At 57.7% G+C, this 18,513-nt stretch carries 10 protein-coding genes; 4 read left to right on the top strand and 6 right to left on the bottom strand.

The features are described 5' to 3' along the window. The first annotated feature begins 1 nt into the window (after position 1). Positions 2-1,882: a HEAT repeat domain-containing protein gene (locus tag HFP54_RS06960; protein WP_168564534.1), complete on the top strand. Its 1,881-nt coding sequence runs from the start codon at positions 2-4 to the stop codon at positions 1,880-1,882. Here the strand turns inward: HFP54_RS06960 and ispF are convergent. After that, a complete protein-coding gene (ispF, locus tag HFP54_RS06955; RefSeq protein WP_146410388.1) occupies positions 1,871-2,374 on the bottom strand; it encodes a 2-C-methyl-D-erythritol 2,4-cyclodiphosphate synthase in 504 nt (167 codons plus the stop codon). The two genes, HFP54_RS06960 and ispF, sit on opposite strands and share 12 nt — an antisense overlap. A 211-nt stretch (positions 2,375-2,585) precedes the next feature. On the opposite strand from ispF, the gene HFP54_RS06950 reads away from it, so the two are divergent. Further along, complete coding sequence (locus HFP54_RS06950) at positions 2,586-3,572, top strand: ABC transporter ATP-binding protein (protein ID WP_168564533.1); 987 nt, start codon at positions 2,586-2,588, stop codon at positions 3,570-3,572. A gap of 55 nt (positions 3,573-3,627) precedes the next feature. Next, positions 3,628-5,478, top strand: a complete 1,851-nt coding sequence (locus HFP54_RS06945) for an ATP-binding cassette domain-containing protein (RefSeq protein ID WP_168564532.1) — start codon at positions 3,628-3,630, stop codon at positions 5,476-5,478. Here HFP54_RS06945 and HFP54_RS06940 read toward each other — a convergent pair. The 5 genes from HFP54_RS06940 to HFP54_RS06920 all read right to left on the bottom strand — a co-directional run bounded on the left by HFP54_RS06940 (position 5,451) and on the right by HFP54_RS06920 (position 15,174). Continuing rightward, a complete protein-coding gene (locus HFP54_RS06940; protein ID WP_206036028.1) occupies positions 5,451-6,935 on the bottom strand; it encodes a cellulase family glycosylhydrolase in 1,485 nt (494 codons plus the stop codon). The genes HFP54_RS06945 and HFP54_RS06940 overlap by 28 nt on opposite strands. Before the next feature lie 161 nt (positions 6,936-7,096). Next, entirely contained in the window at positions 7,097-10,621 is a 3,525-nt protein-coding gene (locus tag HFP54_RS06935) for an efflux RND transporter permease subunit (protein WP_168564530.1), read from the bottom strand. A gap of 72 nt (positions 10,622-10,693) precedes the next feature. Continuing rightward, positions 10,694-12,004 carry an efflux RND transporter periplasmic adaptor subunit gene (locus HFP54_RS06930; protein ID WP_168564529.1) on the bottom strand — a complete coding sequence of 437 codons (1,311 nt, stop codon included), beginning with the start codon at positions 12,002-12,004 and terminating at the stop codon, positions 10,694-10,696. A 248-nt stretch (positions 12,005-12,252) separates the two neighbouring features. Next, positions 12,253-14,079: a Gfo/Idh/MocA family protein gene (locus HFP54_RS06925; RefSeq protein ID WP_146410394.1), complete on the bottom strand. Its 1,827-nt coding sequence runs from the start codon at positions 14,077-14,079 to the stop codon at positions 12,253-12,255. 156 nt (positions 14,080-14,235) lie between these two features. Continuing rightward, positions 14,236-15,174: a P-loop NTPase family protein gene (locus HFP54_RS06920; protein WP_146410395.1), complete on the bottom strand. Its 939-nt coding sequence runs from the start codon at positions 15,172-15,174 to the stop codon at positions 14,236-14,238. Between the two features lie 476 nt (positions 15,175-15,650). Here HFP54_RS06920 and HFP54_RS06915 point away from each other — a divergent pair, with 476 nt between their 5' ends. Next, complete coding sequence (locus HFP54_RS06915; protein WP_168564528.1) at positions 15,651-18,461, top strand: hypothetical protein; 2,811 nt, start codon at positions 15,651-15,653, stop codon at positions 18,459-18,461. Positions 18,462-18,513 lie beyond the last annotated feature (52 nt).

Raw genomic sequence — 18,513 nt, 5'->3', positions numbered from 1 at the left:
AATGAAGATGATCGCAAAGCGGCAGGGCAACTCCCTGTCCGCCATGCTTTGGATTCCGTTGGCCGGATGGATCGTGTCGGCGGTTGTTTTTTCGCGGTCTTTGCCAGCGCAGGATGATGTGTCGGCATCCGTCGCGGAGGTCACGTTTGATGTGTTGAATGATTTGCCGGTCCAAGTCCCTTTGCCCGTACCCGATTATCCGAACACGCGTTTGTTTCCTGATGACGCCGTTCTGGACCAGTGGGATCAGTTGCCGGCTGAACAGCGTGAAAGTTTGCGACAGCGGATGTTGCAGGTCATTCGCGAAGAAGAATACCTGGGGCTGCAGGATCCGGAACGGGGCCAGTGGTTGCCCGCGTCGGTGACGCGTTTGGCCCTTCGACGCGCGGCGGCGAACCGGACGCATTCGCTGGCTCAACGCCAATGGATGGGCATTGCGATGCACGGTGCGTTGGATCAATCACAAGCCGCACAAATGTGGGAAATTGCGGTCAAAGACCCTTACCTTTCCGGTCAAGCACAACAAAAGCTGATTAACGCCGGTCAGTCTTGCGCAAATCCCTATTGGCGCAGCGTTTTGGATTCAAACGACAGTCCGGCGGGGCACGTCGTGATGGCGCTGCAGGGCATTGCCGCACTTGGAGCGTCTGATGATGCGCGGCGAATCCGCCCTTGGCTGGATCGAAAACAGCCGGATGCGGTTCGCTTGCAAGCGGCAATTGCACTGGCGGCGGTGCAACCGACCGGACATACCGATCGTGTCGATTCGCTGTTGGATCTACAGCGTGGGGCGGGGACCGTTGTTGACCAGAATGTCGCCGCACTTTTGTTGCGCGGCGATGCGTCGGAGGAAGCGGCCCGCCAGCGTCGCCAAATTTTCGACGCCGATGTTCGCGGGGCTTCGACCATTGCGTTGCAAGGCATGGCGGATCACGAAACCGACGTTGCCAGGCAGTTGGCTGCCGATGCGATCGCGTTCCATCAAGACGGCGGTCGGCGTGAGACCGATTTGCGTCTGCTGTGTTTGCGACTGTTGCGTGATCCGGTGGACGAACCATCGTTGAATGCCGTCGTGACGGCTCTGGCCGATCCGGTACCGCAAATCCGGCAGGACGCTTTGCGTCATCTGATCGATACTGCATCCGACGAAGCTTGGCGATCGAACATCATCGACGCGTTGTCAAAGCAATTGCAATCGCCACACTGGCAGGCGGCCGAACAATCGATTTTGGGACTGGTCAGCTTGGGGCACCGACCCGCGGTTGCCCAGTACATCACGCTGCTGGAACATCCGGTGCCCAGTGTCTACGTCACCGCGGCATGGGCGATCAAACAGTCCGGCGGCAGCGATTCGGACTGTCAGCAAGCAGCCGCGTACATGGATGCGTTTCGCCAGAAAATGTTGCCACAATCCGAAGCCCAATACCCTTATGACCAGGACCGCAGCAAGCAATTGGCTCAGTTGGCCGAAGTTTTTGGGCAGCACCGTTACGAGTCGGGAACGGATCTGTTGTTGTTTTTCGTTCGACGCGGCTATCACCCGATGGTTCGGGCTTCGTCGATGTGGGCGTTGGGGAAAATCTATGAAGACCAACCGGTCCCCGATGCGGTGATGGCACAGGTCCGCAAATCGATGGCACAAATTCGTGCCGTCGACCCCGACCACCCCTTAATGATCTTTGCATCGGCGGTGACTGTTGGCCGTTTGCGGGATCAACAGTCTTTGCCGTTGGTCGAGTTTGGTGTGGGCGAAATCTGGCAACGCGTCTCCATCGATGCGGCGTGTCGCTGGGCGATTGAGCGAATCGACAGTGAACCAGCATCCATTAGTATCCGGCAACCGAAGATCCCCGATTCGAACGATGCCGATTCAGCCGACTGATGTTCGCACTTGGATCATGACGACGCAGCGGGCTGCGATTGCCGCGCCCTGACCGATCACGCCCACGGTTTCCCCTGTCTTGGCTTTCAAGCCCACCCCGTCGGTTGGCAAGTCCAGCATGCGTCCGATGGTCTGTCGCAGATCATCGATGTGCGGCGCCATTTTAGGACGTTCGGCCAGAATCACCGCATCGATGTTGACCAATTCGTATCCGGCCGATCGGACCCGATGCATTGCTTCGGCGACAAAATCGCTGCTGTTGCGTCCACGATTTTCTGCGGCGTTGTCGGGAAACAGGCGACCGATGTCCGGAGCAGCCACCGAGCCCAACAATGCATCCGTGATCGCGTGCAGCAGGACGTCCGCGTCGCTGTGGCCGATCGCGTGGACTTCCGCGGGAATGTCCATTCCGCCGATCCGCAGGGGGCCGCCGTTGCCCAGTCGGTGGCTGTCGTATCCCAATCCGACGCGAAACGGGGGGCGGGGGCTCATGGGGGGACCGTGGTTGCGGATCTTAAACAAGAATCAGGGGGGCAAGCATTCCGGGCGTCGCGATGGCGAATCGACGATCGGTGGGGAACATGATAAAGAAATGGCCATTGAATCGTCAGTCGGGCGTCATTGATGACCCCCTTTGCCGCAATCCATCCTGACGGTCCGGCCGTCGTCCACCGGATCTCCAACACAAGTTGCCAGCCCGCCAATGCCCATCATCGAAGTCTCGGGACTGACGAAATCGTACCGCGTTTATCGCAAACGCGAGGGGCTGCGCGAAAGCATGAAAGGGCTGTTCCGCCGCGAATACACGGAAGTCGAAGCGGTCCGCGGGATCGACTTGACGGTCCCCCAGGGCGAATTCGTTGCCTTTCTGGGCCCAAACGGTGCGGGTAAGACGACGACGTTGAAGTTGCTAAGCGGTGTGATCAATCCAACGTCCGGCACGGCAACGGTCATGGGCCACGTCCCATGGAAACGCGAAAACGATTATCGGCGACGCTTCGCTTTGGTGATGGGCCAAAAGAATCAGCTGTGGTGGGATTTGCCGGCGCAAGAATCCTATCGGCTTCATCAACAGATCTATGGCATCCCCGACGACCAATTCCGGACCACCCTGGATGAACTGACTGAATTGCTGGACGTTCGTCGTTTGCTGGGGAATCCCGTCCGGGAACTTTCGCTGGGCGAACGCATGAAGATGGAATTGATCGCCGCTCTGTTGCACAGTCCCGAAGTGTTGTTTTTGGATGAACCGACGATCGGTTTGGACGTCATCGCCCAGCACAACATTCAACAGTTCTTGCGGTTCTATCAAGAGAAACGCAAGATCACGATTCTATTGACCAGTCATTACATGAAGGACGTCGCGGCGCTTTGCAAGCGGGTCGTGGTGATCGCCAAGGGGACCATTCAATATGATGGTTCCCTGTCCGGCATCATTGACAAATTCAGCGGGCGAAAGATCGTGACGCTGCAGTTCCCCGAAGGCCACCAGCCGACAATGTTGTCCAAGTGGGGCGAGGTCTTGGATTGCAATTGGCCCAAGGTGCGATTGCGAATGCCGCGGGCCGAAGTCCCCAAGGTGCTGGCCCAAGCCTTGGCCGAACATCCGGTGGAGGACGTCGCGGTGGAAGACCCGCCATTGGAAGACGTCATCGCCGGCCTGTTTCGCGAATCGATGGACCAAGAATAGTCCGTCCGAGTTCGTCTTCTTTTGACTATCGACGTTAACCGACCAAATTGCGTTCATGGCATTACTTTCCTTTACGGATCTTTCCATCGGATACCGAGGCCCCTTGTTGCTGGACCAAGTGTCCGCACGCATCGCAGCGGACCAGCGAATTGGACTGCTGGGACGCAACGGCGCTGGTAAAACCACGTTGCTGAAAATTCTGGAAGGATCGGTCACACCCGATTCGGGCGACATCACGCGTCAGCCGAATTTGAAAGTCACTCGTTTGGTTCAAGATGTCCCATCGCAATTGCAGGGCACCGTTCACGATGTGGTCGTCGATCGCGTTCGCCAGGAATTAAAGCAGGCCGATGCCAGCGTCGATGCCTGGGATGGGGAGAATCAGTGGCGGTGGGAACATGAAATCGAACGCACGTTGACCGAAACTCAGCTGGATGGCCAACAGCAATTTGCAACGCTATCCAGCGGGATGAAACGTCGCGTTTTGCTGGCGGCCGCGATCGCAAGTCGGCCCGACATTCTGTTGTTGGACGAACCGACCAACCATTTGGATATTCCGTCGATCTTGTGGTTGGAACAGTTCCTAAAGCGATGGTCCGGCACCCTGGTGTTCATCACCCACGACCGGACGTTCCTGCAAAACTTGGCGACCCGAATTTGGGAAATCGATCGCGGACAGCTGTTTGATTGGTCGTGTGACTATGCGACGTTCTTGAAACGGAAAGAAGCCGCCATTGAGGCCCAGGAAAAACAGGATGCGTTGTTCGACAAGAAGTTGGCGGAGGAAGAAGCTTGGATACGCCAAGGCATCAAAGCACGCCGGACTCGCAACGAAGGCCGCGTGCGTGCCTTGAAGGCGATGCGAGTGCAGCGACAACAGCGACGCAAAGCGGAAGGCACCGCCAAGCTGAACTTGCAACAAGGTGACAAGTCGGGCGCGTTGGTCGCGGAGGTCAAAAAGGTCGGGTTCGCCTACGACGACCGCACAATCCTGAAGGACTTCAGTACGACCATCATGCGGGGCGACAAGGTCGGAATCATCGGGCGCAACGGTGCGGGAAAGACGACGCTGTTGCGAATCTTGTTGGGACAGTTGCCGCCTGATGAGGGCAACGTTCGATTGGGAACCAATCTGCAGGTCGCCTATTTCGATCAACTGCGTGATACGTTGGATCCTGAAAAGACCGTCCAGGAAAATGTGGGGGAAGGCAGCGATCGCATCCGGTTGGGCGAAAACACCAAACACGTTTTGGGTTACTTGCAGGATTTCTTGTTCACCCCGGAACGGGCGCGAACGCAAGTCAAATTTTTGTCCGGCGGCGAACGGAATCGGGCATTGCTTGCCAAGCTGATGACACGTCCCGCCAATGTCTTGGTCATGGACGAACCGACCAATGATCTGGATAGCGAGACATTGGAGTTGCTGGAAGAACAGTTGGCGGAGTTCGCCGGAACGCTTTTGATGGTCAGTCACGACCGGTCTTTTTTGAACAACGTGGTGACCAGCACGATCGTGTTTGAAGACGAGGGCGTTCGTGAATACGTGGGCGGCTATGACGATTGGCAGGACGCGGTCGCACGACGCACCGTTGCCTCGACTTCCGAATCTAAAAAGTCATCGGGTAAATCAGAAACCAAGTCAAACAACAAGCCGAAACAAGAGACTTCTTCGGCCAGTGCCGATGCGCCGCGCAAGTTGTCCTACAAGGAAAAGCGAGAGCTGGAACAGTTGCCGGAACGAATCGAAATGTTGGAAGGGCAGATCGAGCAACTGCACCAGGCAATGGCGGATGCGGACTATTACAAAAAGAACCCTGACGAGCTCGCGCAGGATTCGGAGAATTTGAAACAGTGGCAATCCGAACTGGAACAGGCGTTTCAGCGTTGGGAGTTTTTAGAATCCTGACGTCGAATCGATAGGCAGGTGTCTGTTTGGAAGTCGTTCAGTTGCAGGGATGTTTCCCGATCCTTCACGCGAAGCTGTGATTCGCTTAGAAGCTTGGCCGTCTTGGGATCCCATTGCCGCACGCGGTAGTCGCCGTTTGGCAAACGGAGATTCAGGGTTAAATCGCTGATGGTTTGCTTGAAATCGCCCAATGGCTGGTCTTTGATTTTTCCCGGCAGTTTGACGTGGGCGTAGGCCAGATAGGCGTTGGCCGCTTTCCCAATGGCGGACACCACGATGTCATCACGCTGGCAAACGGCAAACTTTGCGTCTTGCGTTTGGATATCGGGCAGCGGAAGTTCCATCAGCCGGGACTTCAAAAAACCAAGCTGCATTCGCAGACGTTCGCTGCCGCCACCGGGTGATTGATAATCCGTCAGGGTTCCGCCGGGATGGCTGACCGTGAAGGAGTAATCCAGGTTGTTGTACAAGCCGCCGCCGGCAAGCAAAAAGTCCCATCCTTCGGTGCGGTACAACAAATCGGCCTGTCCACGAAATCCGGTTTCATTTTCACCGATCACTCCGTGTAGATGTGCATTTTCGGCGACCACGACCGGTGGATGGCAGTAATGGAAGTTAAAGATTGAAACGTTGGGATGCGGATCGGTTACCTTTTTGGTCTTGTTGGCAACGTTGACGGAGACCAGGTGACGCGCCGACAGTTTCCGTAATTTTTTGGCGATCACATCGGCCATCATGTTCTGCCAGCGATCGGTGATGCCGCCGAAATAGGGTTCGTTGCAGACTTCGATATAGACATTGTCAAAGGGAACGATTGCTTCGACCAAGCGTTCGGCGACCTTCTGTTGGACCTTGAACAGTTCTTTGTCTTCGCCCGTGTAGACCTGCTTTGAACCACAATCGCCAACATTGTTGACGTTGTTTCGCACGTTCATCGGATTGACGTCCCATAAAACGGGACGATACATCGGACAGAAAATGCAAAATTCGACGACGATGCCGTGTTTGGAAGCGGACTGCATCATGCGATGTAAACGATCGAAGTACCCGGCATCCCATTTGGATAAATCGAAGATTGGCGAACCATCGGCGTGACTTTTGGCAGTCCGCTGCCACGGACATACATAGTTCTCATGAGTCGGCGCCAACGGATTCTCGGTGATCCCAAAGGACTCGGGGACCTCGCGATAGATGCCGCTGAAGATGCGAGTGTGATTCAAACCATGTCGCTGCAGTTCTTTGAAATAGGCCTCGTAGTCGAACGCCTTGTTCAGCAAAAGACCGTAGTGTTCACCGCTGGTGACCAAGACCGTTGGCTGGCCACGAAATTGAAAATAGCGGTCGTTGTCGGGATGCAGCGAAAGCGGATCGGTCGCCGGTGAAGCGGCGATCACGATGTTCGAAACACTCCACGCGATGATCCCGACGCACAAGAGCAACATGAATTTGTTTGGCATGATTCCCTTCACGTCGGTTGGGAAACTCAAAGACTTCGATGCCCAAGGCCGCGGGGTTGATGACAGGGACGATGAACAAGACATGACAGGTCTTCGGTTGGCGGTTTAGACGGTGGGGAACCGCAACAGAATAACGCGCCTGATGCTACGTCGTCCGATGTTCAGGCGACTTGGGCCGTCGGCTTCTTTGACGCACCTTCCATCGCCTGGTTCGCCAAGCCGATCGGGGCAACTGCTTGGCGAAGGTCCATGAAGATTCGGAACAAGGTTGGGACGAAGACCAACGTGAACACGGTACTGATCACGAGTCCGCCCAGCAGGACGCTGCCCAAGCCGCGGTAAAGTTCACTTCCGGCACCGGGAAACAACACCAACGGGCAAAGTCCCAGCACCGTGGTCGCTGTTGTCATGAAAATCGGACGGATGCGTGTTCGCACGCTTTCCAGAATCGCCGCGCGCGAATCGTAGCCCTGGTCTCGCATCAAGTTCAGCGATTGGTGAACGATCAGGATGGCATTGTTGACCACCGTTCCGATCAAGATGACAAAGCCCAGCATCGTCAACACATCCAAGGCTTGAGGCGGTTGGCCTTGCCACTGCAGGTAGTACCCCAAGACTTTCAGTCCCAGCAGACCGCCAACGGCACCCAGAGGGACGCTAAGAATAATCACCAGCGGATAGATCCAACTTTCGAACAGGGCGGCCATCAACAGATAGGTGATCAACAACGCAAGCAGCACGTTGTATCGCAGGGCCAGCCATGTGTCGCGCAGTTTGTCGGCGGTGCCCGAAAGGCCGATTCGGTATCCTCCGTCCAATTGTCCCGAGGCTTCGATCGGGTCGATGACCTGAGTGGCGATACGGTTCAGTGCGTCTTCCAGTGCCATTTCCGGTGGCGGTGAAACTTCGATCGTGATGGCCCGCTGGCGTTCGCGGTGATTGATTTGTTCCGGACCGCTGGACAATTTGATCTCGGCCAGCGATGACAAGGGAACCAACTGGCCGCCCGGGGTGGCAATCGGCAGGGCCGCCAAATCCTGGGAACGGCTGGCACGCTCGGGGCTGCCCATCAGCGTCAGATCGATCTTGTCGCCCCCAACGAAGTAGTCGGCGGCGAACGCACCATCGACCAATGCGTTGACGCTGTACCCCAGCGCGGTCGCATCGACACCCATTTGTTGAGCCTGGATCAGCTTGGGCCGGATGTGGACCTCGGGGTTGTTCAAGTCCAAGCTGGGTACCGGGCGCGCTTGGGCGTTGGGAATGACCGGATCATTCGGGTTCATCACTTGGCCCATGATTTGACCGCCGATACCGACCAGGTGTTCCAGTTCCGGCCCGGTGATTTCCACATCGATCGTCCGGCCTGCGGTCAGGCCTTGCTCAAACAAGCTGGACTGCTTGGCAACGACAAATGTGCCGGGCAACTTGGGGCCGACCGCCTGCATCAGCGGAACCAATTCGCCGGAACGCGTCGGGTCGACCGCCCGGATGCCGATAAACACGCTTCGGCCGCGGGCGACATAGAAGAAGTCATAGATCGCTGGAAATTCGCGATCTTGCTGGCCGATTGCCTCGTCATCGATATCCCAATATGGACGCAGGTGATCTTCGACGATTTCGCCCATCTGGCTTAGCTTGTCCAGGTTGTATCCGGGCGGTGGCATCACGATGCCGAAGACGAGGTTGCGGTTTCCGGTTGGCAGGTATTCGACTTTCGGCCACATGGAAATCGCCAAAACAACCACGGCGCCCAGCAAACCGACGACCAGAGCAATCCGGCGCAGCCACGTCCGTTGGATCCAGCGATTGATGGCAACGATGCCCGCCACGGCTTGGTCGGCCAACTGGGTAAGTGGATCCAATAGACGGCGACGACGTGACGGCGTGGCATGGTTTCCACCGGAAGATTCACTCGTCGCATCTGGATCGCGCTGTAACAGTCGCGCCGTTGCGGTGGGAATCAGCGTGATGCTGATGATCAACGATAGCCCGACTGCGGCACTGATAGCCAAAGCGATGTCACGGAACAGTTGTCCGGCCTGTTCTTGGACAAACAACACCGGAAGGAACACGGCCAGGGTGGTCAGCGTCGACGCCAGCACCGCGCCCCAGACTTCTTTGGTTCCGTTGACCGCGGCGACGAAGGGTGGTTCACCGTCCTGGAAATGCCGGTAAATATTTTCCAGCACGACCACGGCATTATCGACCAACATGCCGACGGCGAAGGCCATGCCGGCCAGACTGATCACGTTCAGCGATCGGCCCCAAAGGTTCAGCAGCAAAAAGGTTCCGATGACGCTGATCGGAATTGCCAAGCCGACCACCAACGCACCGCGTGCGAACCAAAATCCGGTGATCACGATCAAGATCAGGGTCACAATAAAGAAACGCGGATCGATCGTCATTGCGGCAATACTGGTTGCCGCAATCAATGGTGCCAGCAGCAGCGTTCGAATTTGAAGGTGCAAGAATAGCATCAGCACGATCATCGTTAGGGTGCCGCCGACGATGATGTTTTGGTTGACCAATTGAACCGATGAATCGATGTATTCGGTTTCGTCATAGACTTGCGTTAATTGCATCTGACGCGGATTCAACACGTCGCGATTCAGTTCGTCGATGGCCTGTCGAATTCCCGCCATCACGTCCATGATGTTCGCACCATTTTCTCGCAGCGCATTGCAGGCGATGCTGGATTCGCCGAATCGGCGAACCATGCCGTCGGGCTTTTTGAAACCCATGCGGACTTCGGCAACATCGCTGATGAATACCGGTGCACCGTTTTGCATGTCCAAGACCTGGCTGGCGACTTGGTCCGGGCTGTCGAACTGATTCAGCGTCCGCACCACATAGCGACGCTTGCCTTCCCAAAAATCGCCGCCGGAGGTGTCTTGGTTTTGGTTCCGCAATACACGGCGAACGTCTTCGATGGTCAATCGGCGCGATGCCAATTTTTGCGGGTCGACGATCACCTGCAGTTCTTCTTCCAATCCGCCCAGAACGTTGGCATTGGACACACCATCGACGCGTTCCAATCGGGCTTCGATGAAGTCTTCGGCGAACCGACGCATGCCGGGAATATTCAAATCCGGTGGCAGCAGTTCCTTCAGTGCCGGATGATCTTTGGCCGCCACGCGCAGTCGCATCAGCCGCAGGCCCGGAATGCTGGTCGCCAAAATATGGTCGACCGCGGGTTTGACATCCGGATGGTCGACGGCGGCTTGTCGAATTTGTGTTTCGGTCGGTTGGATCGCGGAAAGGATCATCCAAGCGATCGGTCGATCCGATGAACTGCTGGTGGAAATCACCGGTTCGTCGGCTTCTTCCGGGTATTCCGGTACCTGTTGAAGCCGGCTGTTGACCTTCAACAGCGATTCTTCCATGTTCGTGCCGACCAGGAATTCCAGGCGTATCGTGCCGGACGAATCCGCCGATTCGCTGGTCATTTTGCGAACGCCTTCGACGCTTTTTAGTTGCTCTTCTTGTTCCTGAATGATCTCGCGTTCGATCTCTTGTGGACTGGCGCCGGGCCAACGTGTTTCGATCGTCAAAGTCGGTGTTTCGACTTCGGGGATCAACTGCATTGGCATGGTCAGCACGGCGATCACGCCGAACAGGATCAACAACAGTGCGCCGACGGCGACTTTCACGGGGTTGCGAACGCAGGCTTCGATCGGATGCATGAAGGATGGCGGGGGGGGATTTGGTGGGGCGGGGCGGGGGAATGCCGCTGCGGTTCGAAAAGCGTGATCAGCCTATTGGGCCGGTTCTTTGGACTCCTGGTCTTCCTCCTGCTCGGTGGCAACGACTGGTTGTCCGGGGCGCAACCGTTCGTTGCCGATCACGACGACGGCATCCCCACTGGCCAGCTGGCCGGACACCAGCGGATGAACGGCGATTTTGAATCCATCCGCCATTCCGTATCGCACGGGGACGGGGACGGCACTGTTGTCGACGATCTTGAACACGATCGATTTGTCACCGTTGATCTGCAGCGCATCTTTGTGAACCATCAATTCGTTCTTAGGTTCGCTGATGGGCAAAGCGATGTGCGCCAACATGCCGGGCAGCAGTCGGTGCCGTCCGTTAATGGCAGGATTGGGGACGGATACGCGGACGGGGAATGATCGACTGCGGTCATCGGCAAGCGGAACGATTCGCGTCACGGTGCCTTGAAACTTTTCGTCCGGCAATGCGTCGATGCGGATCGTGACTGTGTCGCCGTCTTGTGTGAATCTAACCAGCGATTCGGGGACAAAGACTTCAATCTCCACCGGATCGATCTCAACGACTTCGGCTACCGCGTCGCCTTGTCGAACCCAGGCACCGGTTTCTGTCAGCTCGGCAACGACAAAACCGTTGAAAGGCGATTTGACGGTGTACTTCTTTTTTCGATCTTCCAGGTTCGCCACGATTTCTTGTTGAACCGTCACGCGGGCGGCGGCCTGTTCGATGCGTTCTTGGCGTGTGCCTTGTTCGGCCAATGCCAGACTGGCGGCGGTCTGTTCAACGATGGCTTGGGCCGCCAAGGCCTCGGCTCGTGACGATTCGTATTCGTCACGAGACACGCCGGACGAAGATTTGAATAGCGATTCGAATCGTTTCAGCTTTGCTTGTGCGTAGGCGTTTGCGGCGTTTGCGGCTTGCGACTTGGCGCGTTCCAACTGGATTTCTTCGTCTCGCAAGCCGTTTTTCAGTTCCTGCAGTTCCGCTTCGCGAAGCTTCAGTTCGGCTTTGGCCGCGGCGATCTCCAGGCTGATCGTTCGTGTGCGCAGCTGAGCCAGTTCGTCACCCGCGGCGACCGGATCGCCGGCTTCGACCATGAACTGTTCGACGCGTCCGTCAACGGCACTGCCGATGACGCTGCGGCGGTTGGCTTTCACGCTGCCAACGAACTCTTGATACGGCGCGATCTTTTCTTCGGTGACCTTTTGGACGATCACGACGGCGGGGCCGCCGGGCTGTGCATGGGCGGCGGACATGCATCCCAGCGGGGCCAGCGTGATCCCGATCAAAGCGGCAACAAAACGATCACTCAGCCGATCGAACTTGGGGCGGGGCGGCATGGCATGCACGGGCAGGATGAAGGTGGGGTGTGGGGATGAGTCACCATCCTAGATGACCGGGCGGATCAAATTGAAGCTTTTTGACGAAATTTCGGCAGCGTCGGAGACCGGGGTGCTCGCTGTGTTTCGTGGGGTTGAACCACCTACGGGGTGTGGGGGGAAACAAAAACAGGCTTGTCCGGTGGATCGGACAAGCCTGTGCGGGGGTTGGGGACGGTGCGAATCGTCCAAGTGAAGCGGCGGTGGTTTTAGGCCACGGGCTTCTTCATGAACTCGGTCGCTTCGGCAATGGTGCTGCCATCGGGAACCGCATCGTTGTCGACGTCGAACCAGTCTTCTTCAAATTCCAGATAGCCGCCCTTGCCGGCCAAGTTGTTCTTGATCGCAACGTTGGTGGCCAAAGCAATGACGGCGTCACCCATGGCGACGGCGGGATAGCAACGCGGCTTGTTTTCCGGATCGGGGTTGCGGATGCAGTAAGCCCAGTGCTCGATTTCCTCGCGATAACCACGGCTGACCGGACCGCTGTCGGCGGCCTGGGCGACCGGTGCGGAATAATCACCCGAGGCGCTGGTGTCCAAGGCATAGCCGCCTTCTTTCTTGGCGACGCCGACTTTGCTGCTGGTGTCACTGTTACGGTACAGCAGAACGTCGGTTTCTTTGTCCAAGATCAACGTGCCCTTGGTGCCCATGACGACTTCGCCCCAGCCGCCAAAGCCGTTGCCGTTGATGCTGCTGTAGGTGACCACGACCTTCTTGTTCGGGTCTTGTTCGTAACCGGGGACCGCGCCGTCGGGATACTTTTCGACGCGGTCGTAATAGCCGACGTCGAACTGTGCGGAGTATTCCGGCCCGGGGAATTCGAACGTGCAGTAAACGTGGTCGCCGACTTCGCGGTCCAGCGGCATGATGTGACGACCGCCGACGGCGTGGACCGACAACGGATGGACCTTTTTGCCATCGTCACGCAGCGAGGACAAGAAGATGCTGACCGCATCCAGTTGGTGGCTGCCCAGTTCGGCCATCAAACCGGCGCCGGTGCGTTGGAACAAACGCCAACGGTGCAATTCTTCGGCGGCGGTGAACAGCTTGTCATTGACCTGGAAGTCTTCGTAACCGAACGCCTTCGGATCGATGTTCTTGTCGGCATCCCAGGCGGCCCATTGGGCGATTTGTGCCTGCCACTTGGCGACTTCATCGGGATCGGTCGCTTCTTCCAATTTCTTGCGTCGGTACTCCAAGTCCTTGGCGATGCGATCAAAGACCTTGCCATCGGCGGTGCGTTCGCCGCCGGGGATGGGCATCGACCAGCTGTCGGCGCCCGGCAGGTTGCCGCGGTGCCACTGCGCCCGGATGTGGTGCAACTGTCCCAGCAAACCCCAGCGGATCAGGTTGACCGCATTGTCATACTTGACGTTGTAGTGACGTTGGTGACCGGTGGCCAAGTGAATCGGATTGCCCGCCTTGTCCGTCATTTCGTTGGCCATCCGTGCCATGACTTTGCACTGGGCCACGGTGCGGGCCATCAGTTTTTCGGTCAGTACGTGAAGACCACGTTCCATCGCCTGTGCGGCGACCGGGGCGTGAAGCCACAACGGCAACGCGATGATCACCGCTTCGATGTCCGGATCGTCCAGACATGCCATGATGCCGCCGTTGTCGGCGTCGTAAACCTTGACGTTCTTGCGGGCTTCCGCTTCGTCCTTGTATCCGGCGACTGAGATCAAACCGGGACGACGAACCAGTGCCGACGGACTGCTGCAGTCCCCGTGGAACGCACGGTGTTTGCTGAACGGACGAATGTCACAGATCGCGCGGACATCGACGTAATCAGGGTTACAGCCGCCGATCAAAACATTGCCTTCGTCGCCGGTACCGATCACGGCAACGCGGACGGGATCTTTGACTTTGCCGTAACCAAAGTAGGCGGCACCCAAACCGGCACCACTGACCGCACCGGCGGCGACGATCCCACGCAGGAAATCACGACGATTGACGTCGTAGTAGCTGCCGACCGCCGAGTAATAATTTTGTTTGCCGATGTCGCGTTGATCGGCCGAAAGCTTGTCTACCACGGTGGGCTCCTGGACCTAAGAAGGAGTTGGGTGTGTTTTGGATGGGTTGCTGTGTGGGGGGGGCGAACGGGCGAACACCCATTCATTTTATGCCGTCGCTGCACCGTTGTGCCGAAAGATCCCGCAGGAGATCAACGAACGACGATGCGTCCGAGTTCATTTTGGACCGGCGGTTTTCCGCGTGATCAGATGGAAAAAGTAGTCCAAGCCGGCGAAGCGTCCGGAACCCGTCGCTGCCAAAACCAGGCAAGCCATCGATTCGATCAGCTGGTACATCGTCGATGACGGACCGGTCGATGGTGGAAACTGGCTTAGGAAAACTGAACCGAGAAAACCAGCCGCAGCCAACGCCGCCAAAGGTGTCAGCAGACCCAGCATCAACATTAGGCCGATGACCACGTCGAAATACGGCAGGATCAAATCGATCCGCGACGTGTCCATCAACGAAGTGGGCGGCGGTGCCATCGCCAGGGCAGGATGGCGGTCTTGTTGTTCTTCGTTGGCGATGCGGTTTTGCGCCAATTCGTAATTCTCGGCGATCGCATCAATCTGGCTCAGCACCGGTGCGATCAGCTTTTGACGTTCTCTGCGGATCGTTTCGCGTTGACCACCCAGACTGTCGACGCCCCCGCGGGTCGGGTCTCGGTCCAGGGCGGCGATGCGGTCACGCCCCAGTTCGAATTCTTCGATGTCCGTTTGGTTCAATTCGATCACGTAATCGTATTGCTCGACGGCTTTGGCATAATTCGCTTGGGCCAGGGCCTGCTGTGCGTCATCCAGACCGTAGTGCCGGATAATTTGTTCGCGAAAACGTGCCCATTCCAGCATGACGCGGTCACGATCCAGCCGGTAAACGCCTTCGGAATCCCAGACCATGTCGCGGTACATCGGGGCCAGTGGACCGCGAGCGTTGGTGAAAAACGGCTCGGCCGTCCAACTGCCGCTGCGGACCTTTTCGACGCCTTCGCTGTAGAAATGCCATCCGATGGTCAATCGCAACAGCACCAACATCAACACGCCGATCCAGCCCAAAATGCGGGGACTGATTCCCCAGCCGGTGGCCAGCCGCAGCGGTGCGTATAGAACTTTCAACACGAAACGAGAACTCCAAGCTCACTTGGGCAAAAAGACAGATGCATGGTGGGACGTGCGATGCCGGTGGCGGGCGAAAGATCGATCCGCAGCCGATCGGCTTGGATCAAGAAGCCGAACGTACGACGTCCCCGAATCTGGCGACGTGCACATCTGTCAACGGTGGGTGGGTCGGCAGGCACGCGACCGCCGGCGTGACGCGGAAACGTCCCGGGTGGCCATGACGCCCTGAACGCTCAGTATGGTAATTCCACCCGCCTTCGCCAAGGAGAATCACCGCAAACAATTCCTGTGCCGCGACACTGCGTCCGTCTTCAGGCCGCTCGGCGACGCGACGGTGGGCCGACGAACCGGCCCTCGCGGGGGCCAGCCACCGTGCGGATCCGCCTTGTGCGTGAAACAGGAATCTTGGTAGGGATGCAGACCGTCGAAAACGGATCGTCGACGAATTCTATGTCCACCGATGGGACCCTGCCGGGATGGCCGATACGCCTGACGCAACCGATGCCGCCGCACCCAAGTCGGGTTTCCCTTGGCCGGTCGTGTTCGTCGGGATCGCCGGTCTGAGTGCACTGATGGGATTCGCCGGCATTGCGTCGATCTGGCTGGGCAGCGGTCCACCGGACGACGGTCGACGTCTGCAACTGGCGATGGACCAGTACCTGCAGGGACAACCGATCATCGCAGGCAAAATCGCCGAACAAGTCGAACTGGGGGAATTGGAATCCGAACTGCCGCCCGAAGGCGATCCTGGCGAACGAATCGTCGAAGAACCGGCGGAGCCCCCGGACGATCCCACAGAAAACGGCGACGCCGCAGAACCCGCGGTTGCACCGGAAACGAAAGACGACGCTGGTTCGCTGCGGGCATTGCGAGCCTTTCTGGTCGGCGCCGGAAAGATGGCGTTGTCCGAAAGTGCCACCGGAACCGCGGCACGACGAGAGATCCATTCCGACGCGGTGCCCTACCTAAAGGAAGCGTCGGAAAAAGGTTTTCCCGATGGACGCGAAGCGGAAGGCAACCGATTGTTGGGGTTGGCTTTGCTATCGACCGGCGAATACGCCGCGGCGGCCGACGCCCTTGATAAGGCGATCGAGCGGGACCAAACGATGCGGCGAGATCTGTTGCCGCTATTGGCGTCGGCACAACTGAGGCTGAAGATCGGTGGCGCGCAGAAGTCGCTGGATACCATCAAGACATTTCTGTCCTTGCCGACGCTAAGCGAGGAACAGCAGCGCCAAGGCCAGTTGATTCGAACGCGTGCGTTGTTGGCGATGGCACGTTGGCAGGACGCCAAAGCGATCATCGATGGCGAATTCGCCAAATTCAATGCATCCGATTTGGCAACCCAAACACGTTTAGCTTCCTTTCGCGACGAATTTCGTCTGCTGAACGCTCAGCGACAGATCGACCAAACGGTGGAAGATTTTGATCTGAACGAATCCATGGCCTCATCGGCCGGTGGTGCGACGGGATCGTCCGCATGGACCAGCGGTCGTGATGAGGACCCACGAATCAAACAAGCGATCGCCAGTCGTTTTGAACCGGTGCTGGTCGAAATGAATCGGCTGCAACGCGAAGCCGAACCCCGCATCGGATCCCAAGCCCGGTTGTTGGCCGCCCGCGCGTATCAATTGCAGGGCGATTTGGAACTGGCCATTGCCCAATTGACGTCCGTCCGCCAGCAACGTCCCTTCGGCGCCGCCGCGTTGGTGGGTGGAATCCGCGAAATTGAACTGCTGGCCGATCAAGGCCGTGGTGAGGAAGTCGTGCAGACGACCCGTTACATGATGCACGAACTGGGCAGCACCGACCGATTCGATTCGTCGCTGATCACGAAAGACGAATTTCGCAAACGATTGAGCGCGGCGATCGAAGTTTTACGTCGAAAAAACGAATTCGAATCGGCCATCGAAACCGCCAGGTCATTGTCACCGCTTTATTCCAGCAGCGAGTCCCTGGAAGAAGAAGGGCAAGGCTATTTGCAGTGGGCCCAGGCCACCCTTGCCGACGCCGCGGGCGGTGAAATCGATCGTTCCACCTTTCAGGTCGCTCGGCACCGATACCATTCCGCCGGCGATGCCTTTCATCAAGCAGCCAAGTTGCGCTTCAATGAACCGGAGTATTTGGATCTGCTGTGGTCGGCGATTCAGGCCTATCAACAAGGTCGGCACTTTTCACGCAGCATCAACATGTTGCAGGATTATCTGCGATACGAACAACGGCGACGCCAGCCGCGTGGTCTGATCGCTCTGGGACGGGCCCTGCTGGCCGAAGACCGGGCCGAGGAAGCCATCGACGCGTTTGAGACGTGCATCGTCGAATTCGAACGGGATCCGTTGCGCTATGACGCTCGGTTGATGGCCGCACTGGCGTCAATCGAATTGGCCAATCGCGAACAGCGACGGCGTCGTCTGCAGGACGAAGATGCCGAGGCGGTCACCGATATCGACGCGATCGATTATGTCCAGCTAGCGAAGGACTTTCTGCACGCGAACCTGCAAGATGGCGACCTGCGGCCGGACAGCCCCGCGTGGCGTGATTCGATGTATTCACTGGGTGAATTGCTGTACGAACAGATCACGGTGGCGGATCTGGAATCGTCGGACCAAAGCGATGCCGAAAAGATCGAACTGTATCGCCAGAACGATGAACTGTTGCAGGAAACCATTCGCGTGTTGGATGAAGCGGTCCAGCGATATTGGCCGGAACGTCGCGCCGAAACAACGGCCTATCTGTTGGCACGGACTCATGCACTCGCGGCTCGCTGGGCGGCCACCGAAGCGGACGACCCGTCGCTGTTGGACGCCGCACGCCGAACGTCGCGGCAACGCAGTGAAGCGGAATTGTTGGCGGCCCTGGAGGGATTCACACAGCTGAGACAACTGTATGAACGTCGCGAAGAAGAACAACCTTTGTCGGCACGCGCCGATGTGATCTTGCGGAACTGTTTGATGTCCGAAGCCGACACGCTGTTGGAAATGGGGCGACTGGATGAAGCGTCGACCGCGTATCGGGCGATCTCACTGCGTTACATGAATCAGCCGCCGGCGCTGGAGGCGATCTTGGGACAGGCCCAGTGTGTTCGGAAAATGGGGCGAACCCGTGAAGCGGATCTGTTGATCAAGCAAGCCTTGTCGGTGCTGTCCAAAATCCCGCCGGAACTGGATTCGGAATTTGATCGTACGACCCGATTCGATCGCGGCGGCTGGCAACGTTACCTGCAATGGATGGACAGCATGGCGGGCGGCACACGGCTGGGTGAATACCGATTGGGCGTGACGGGCTAGGGCAGGGCGACCAGGGCCGGGCGGGATGCCTCGCACAGATTGGAAACAAAAC

The organism is Crateriforma spongiae (assembly GCF_012290005.1).
GTDB lineage: Bacteria > Planctomycetota > Planctomycetia > Pirellulales > Pirellulaceae > Crateriforma > Crateriforma spongiae.
The sequence above is the reverse complement of the archived record's forward strand: the minus strand, read 5'-3'. Positions and strand labels throughout refer to the sequence as shown.

What these genes read in the sequence shown, in the direction of transcription:
- ispF (WP_146410388.1), bottom strand. Translation starts at nt 2,374, where the DNA reads ATGAGCCCCCGCCCCCCGTTTCGCGTCGGATTGGGATACGACAGCCAC.
- HFP54_RS06915 (WP_168564528.1), top strand. Translation starts at nt 15,651, where the DNA reads ATGGCCGATACGCCTGACGCAACCGATGCCGCCGCACCCAAGTCGGGT.
- HFP54_RS06935 (WP_168564530.1), bottom strand. Translation starts at nt 10,621, where the DNA reads ATGCATCCGATCGAAGCCTGCGTTCGCAACCCCGTGAAAGTCGCCGTC.
- HFP54_RS06930 (WP_168564529.1), bottom strand. Translation starts at nt 12,004, where the DNA reads ATGCCGCCCCGCCCCAAGTTCGATCGGCTGAGTGATCGTTTTGTTGCC.
- HFP54_RS06940 (WP_206036028.1), bottom strand. Translation starts at nt 6,935, where the DNA reads ATGCCAAACAAATTCATGTTGCTCTTGTGCGTCGGGATCATCGCGTGG.
- HFP54_RS06945 (WP_168564532.1), top strand. Translation starts at nt 3,628, where the DNA reads ATGGCATTACTTTCCTTTACGGATCTTTCCATCGGATACCGAGGCCCC.
- HFP54_RS06960 (WP_168564534.1), top strand. Translation starts at nt 2, where the DNA reads ATGAAGATGATCGCAAAGCGGCAGGGCAACTCCCTGTCCGCCATGCTT.
- HFP54_RS06950 (WP_168564533.1), top strand. Translation starts at nt 2,586, where the DNA reads ATGCCCATCATCGAAGTCTCGGGACTGACGAAATCGTACCGCGTTTAT.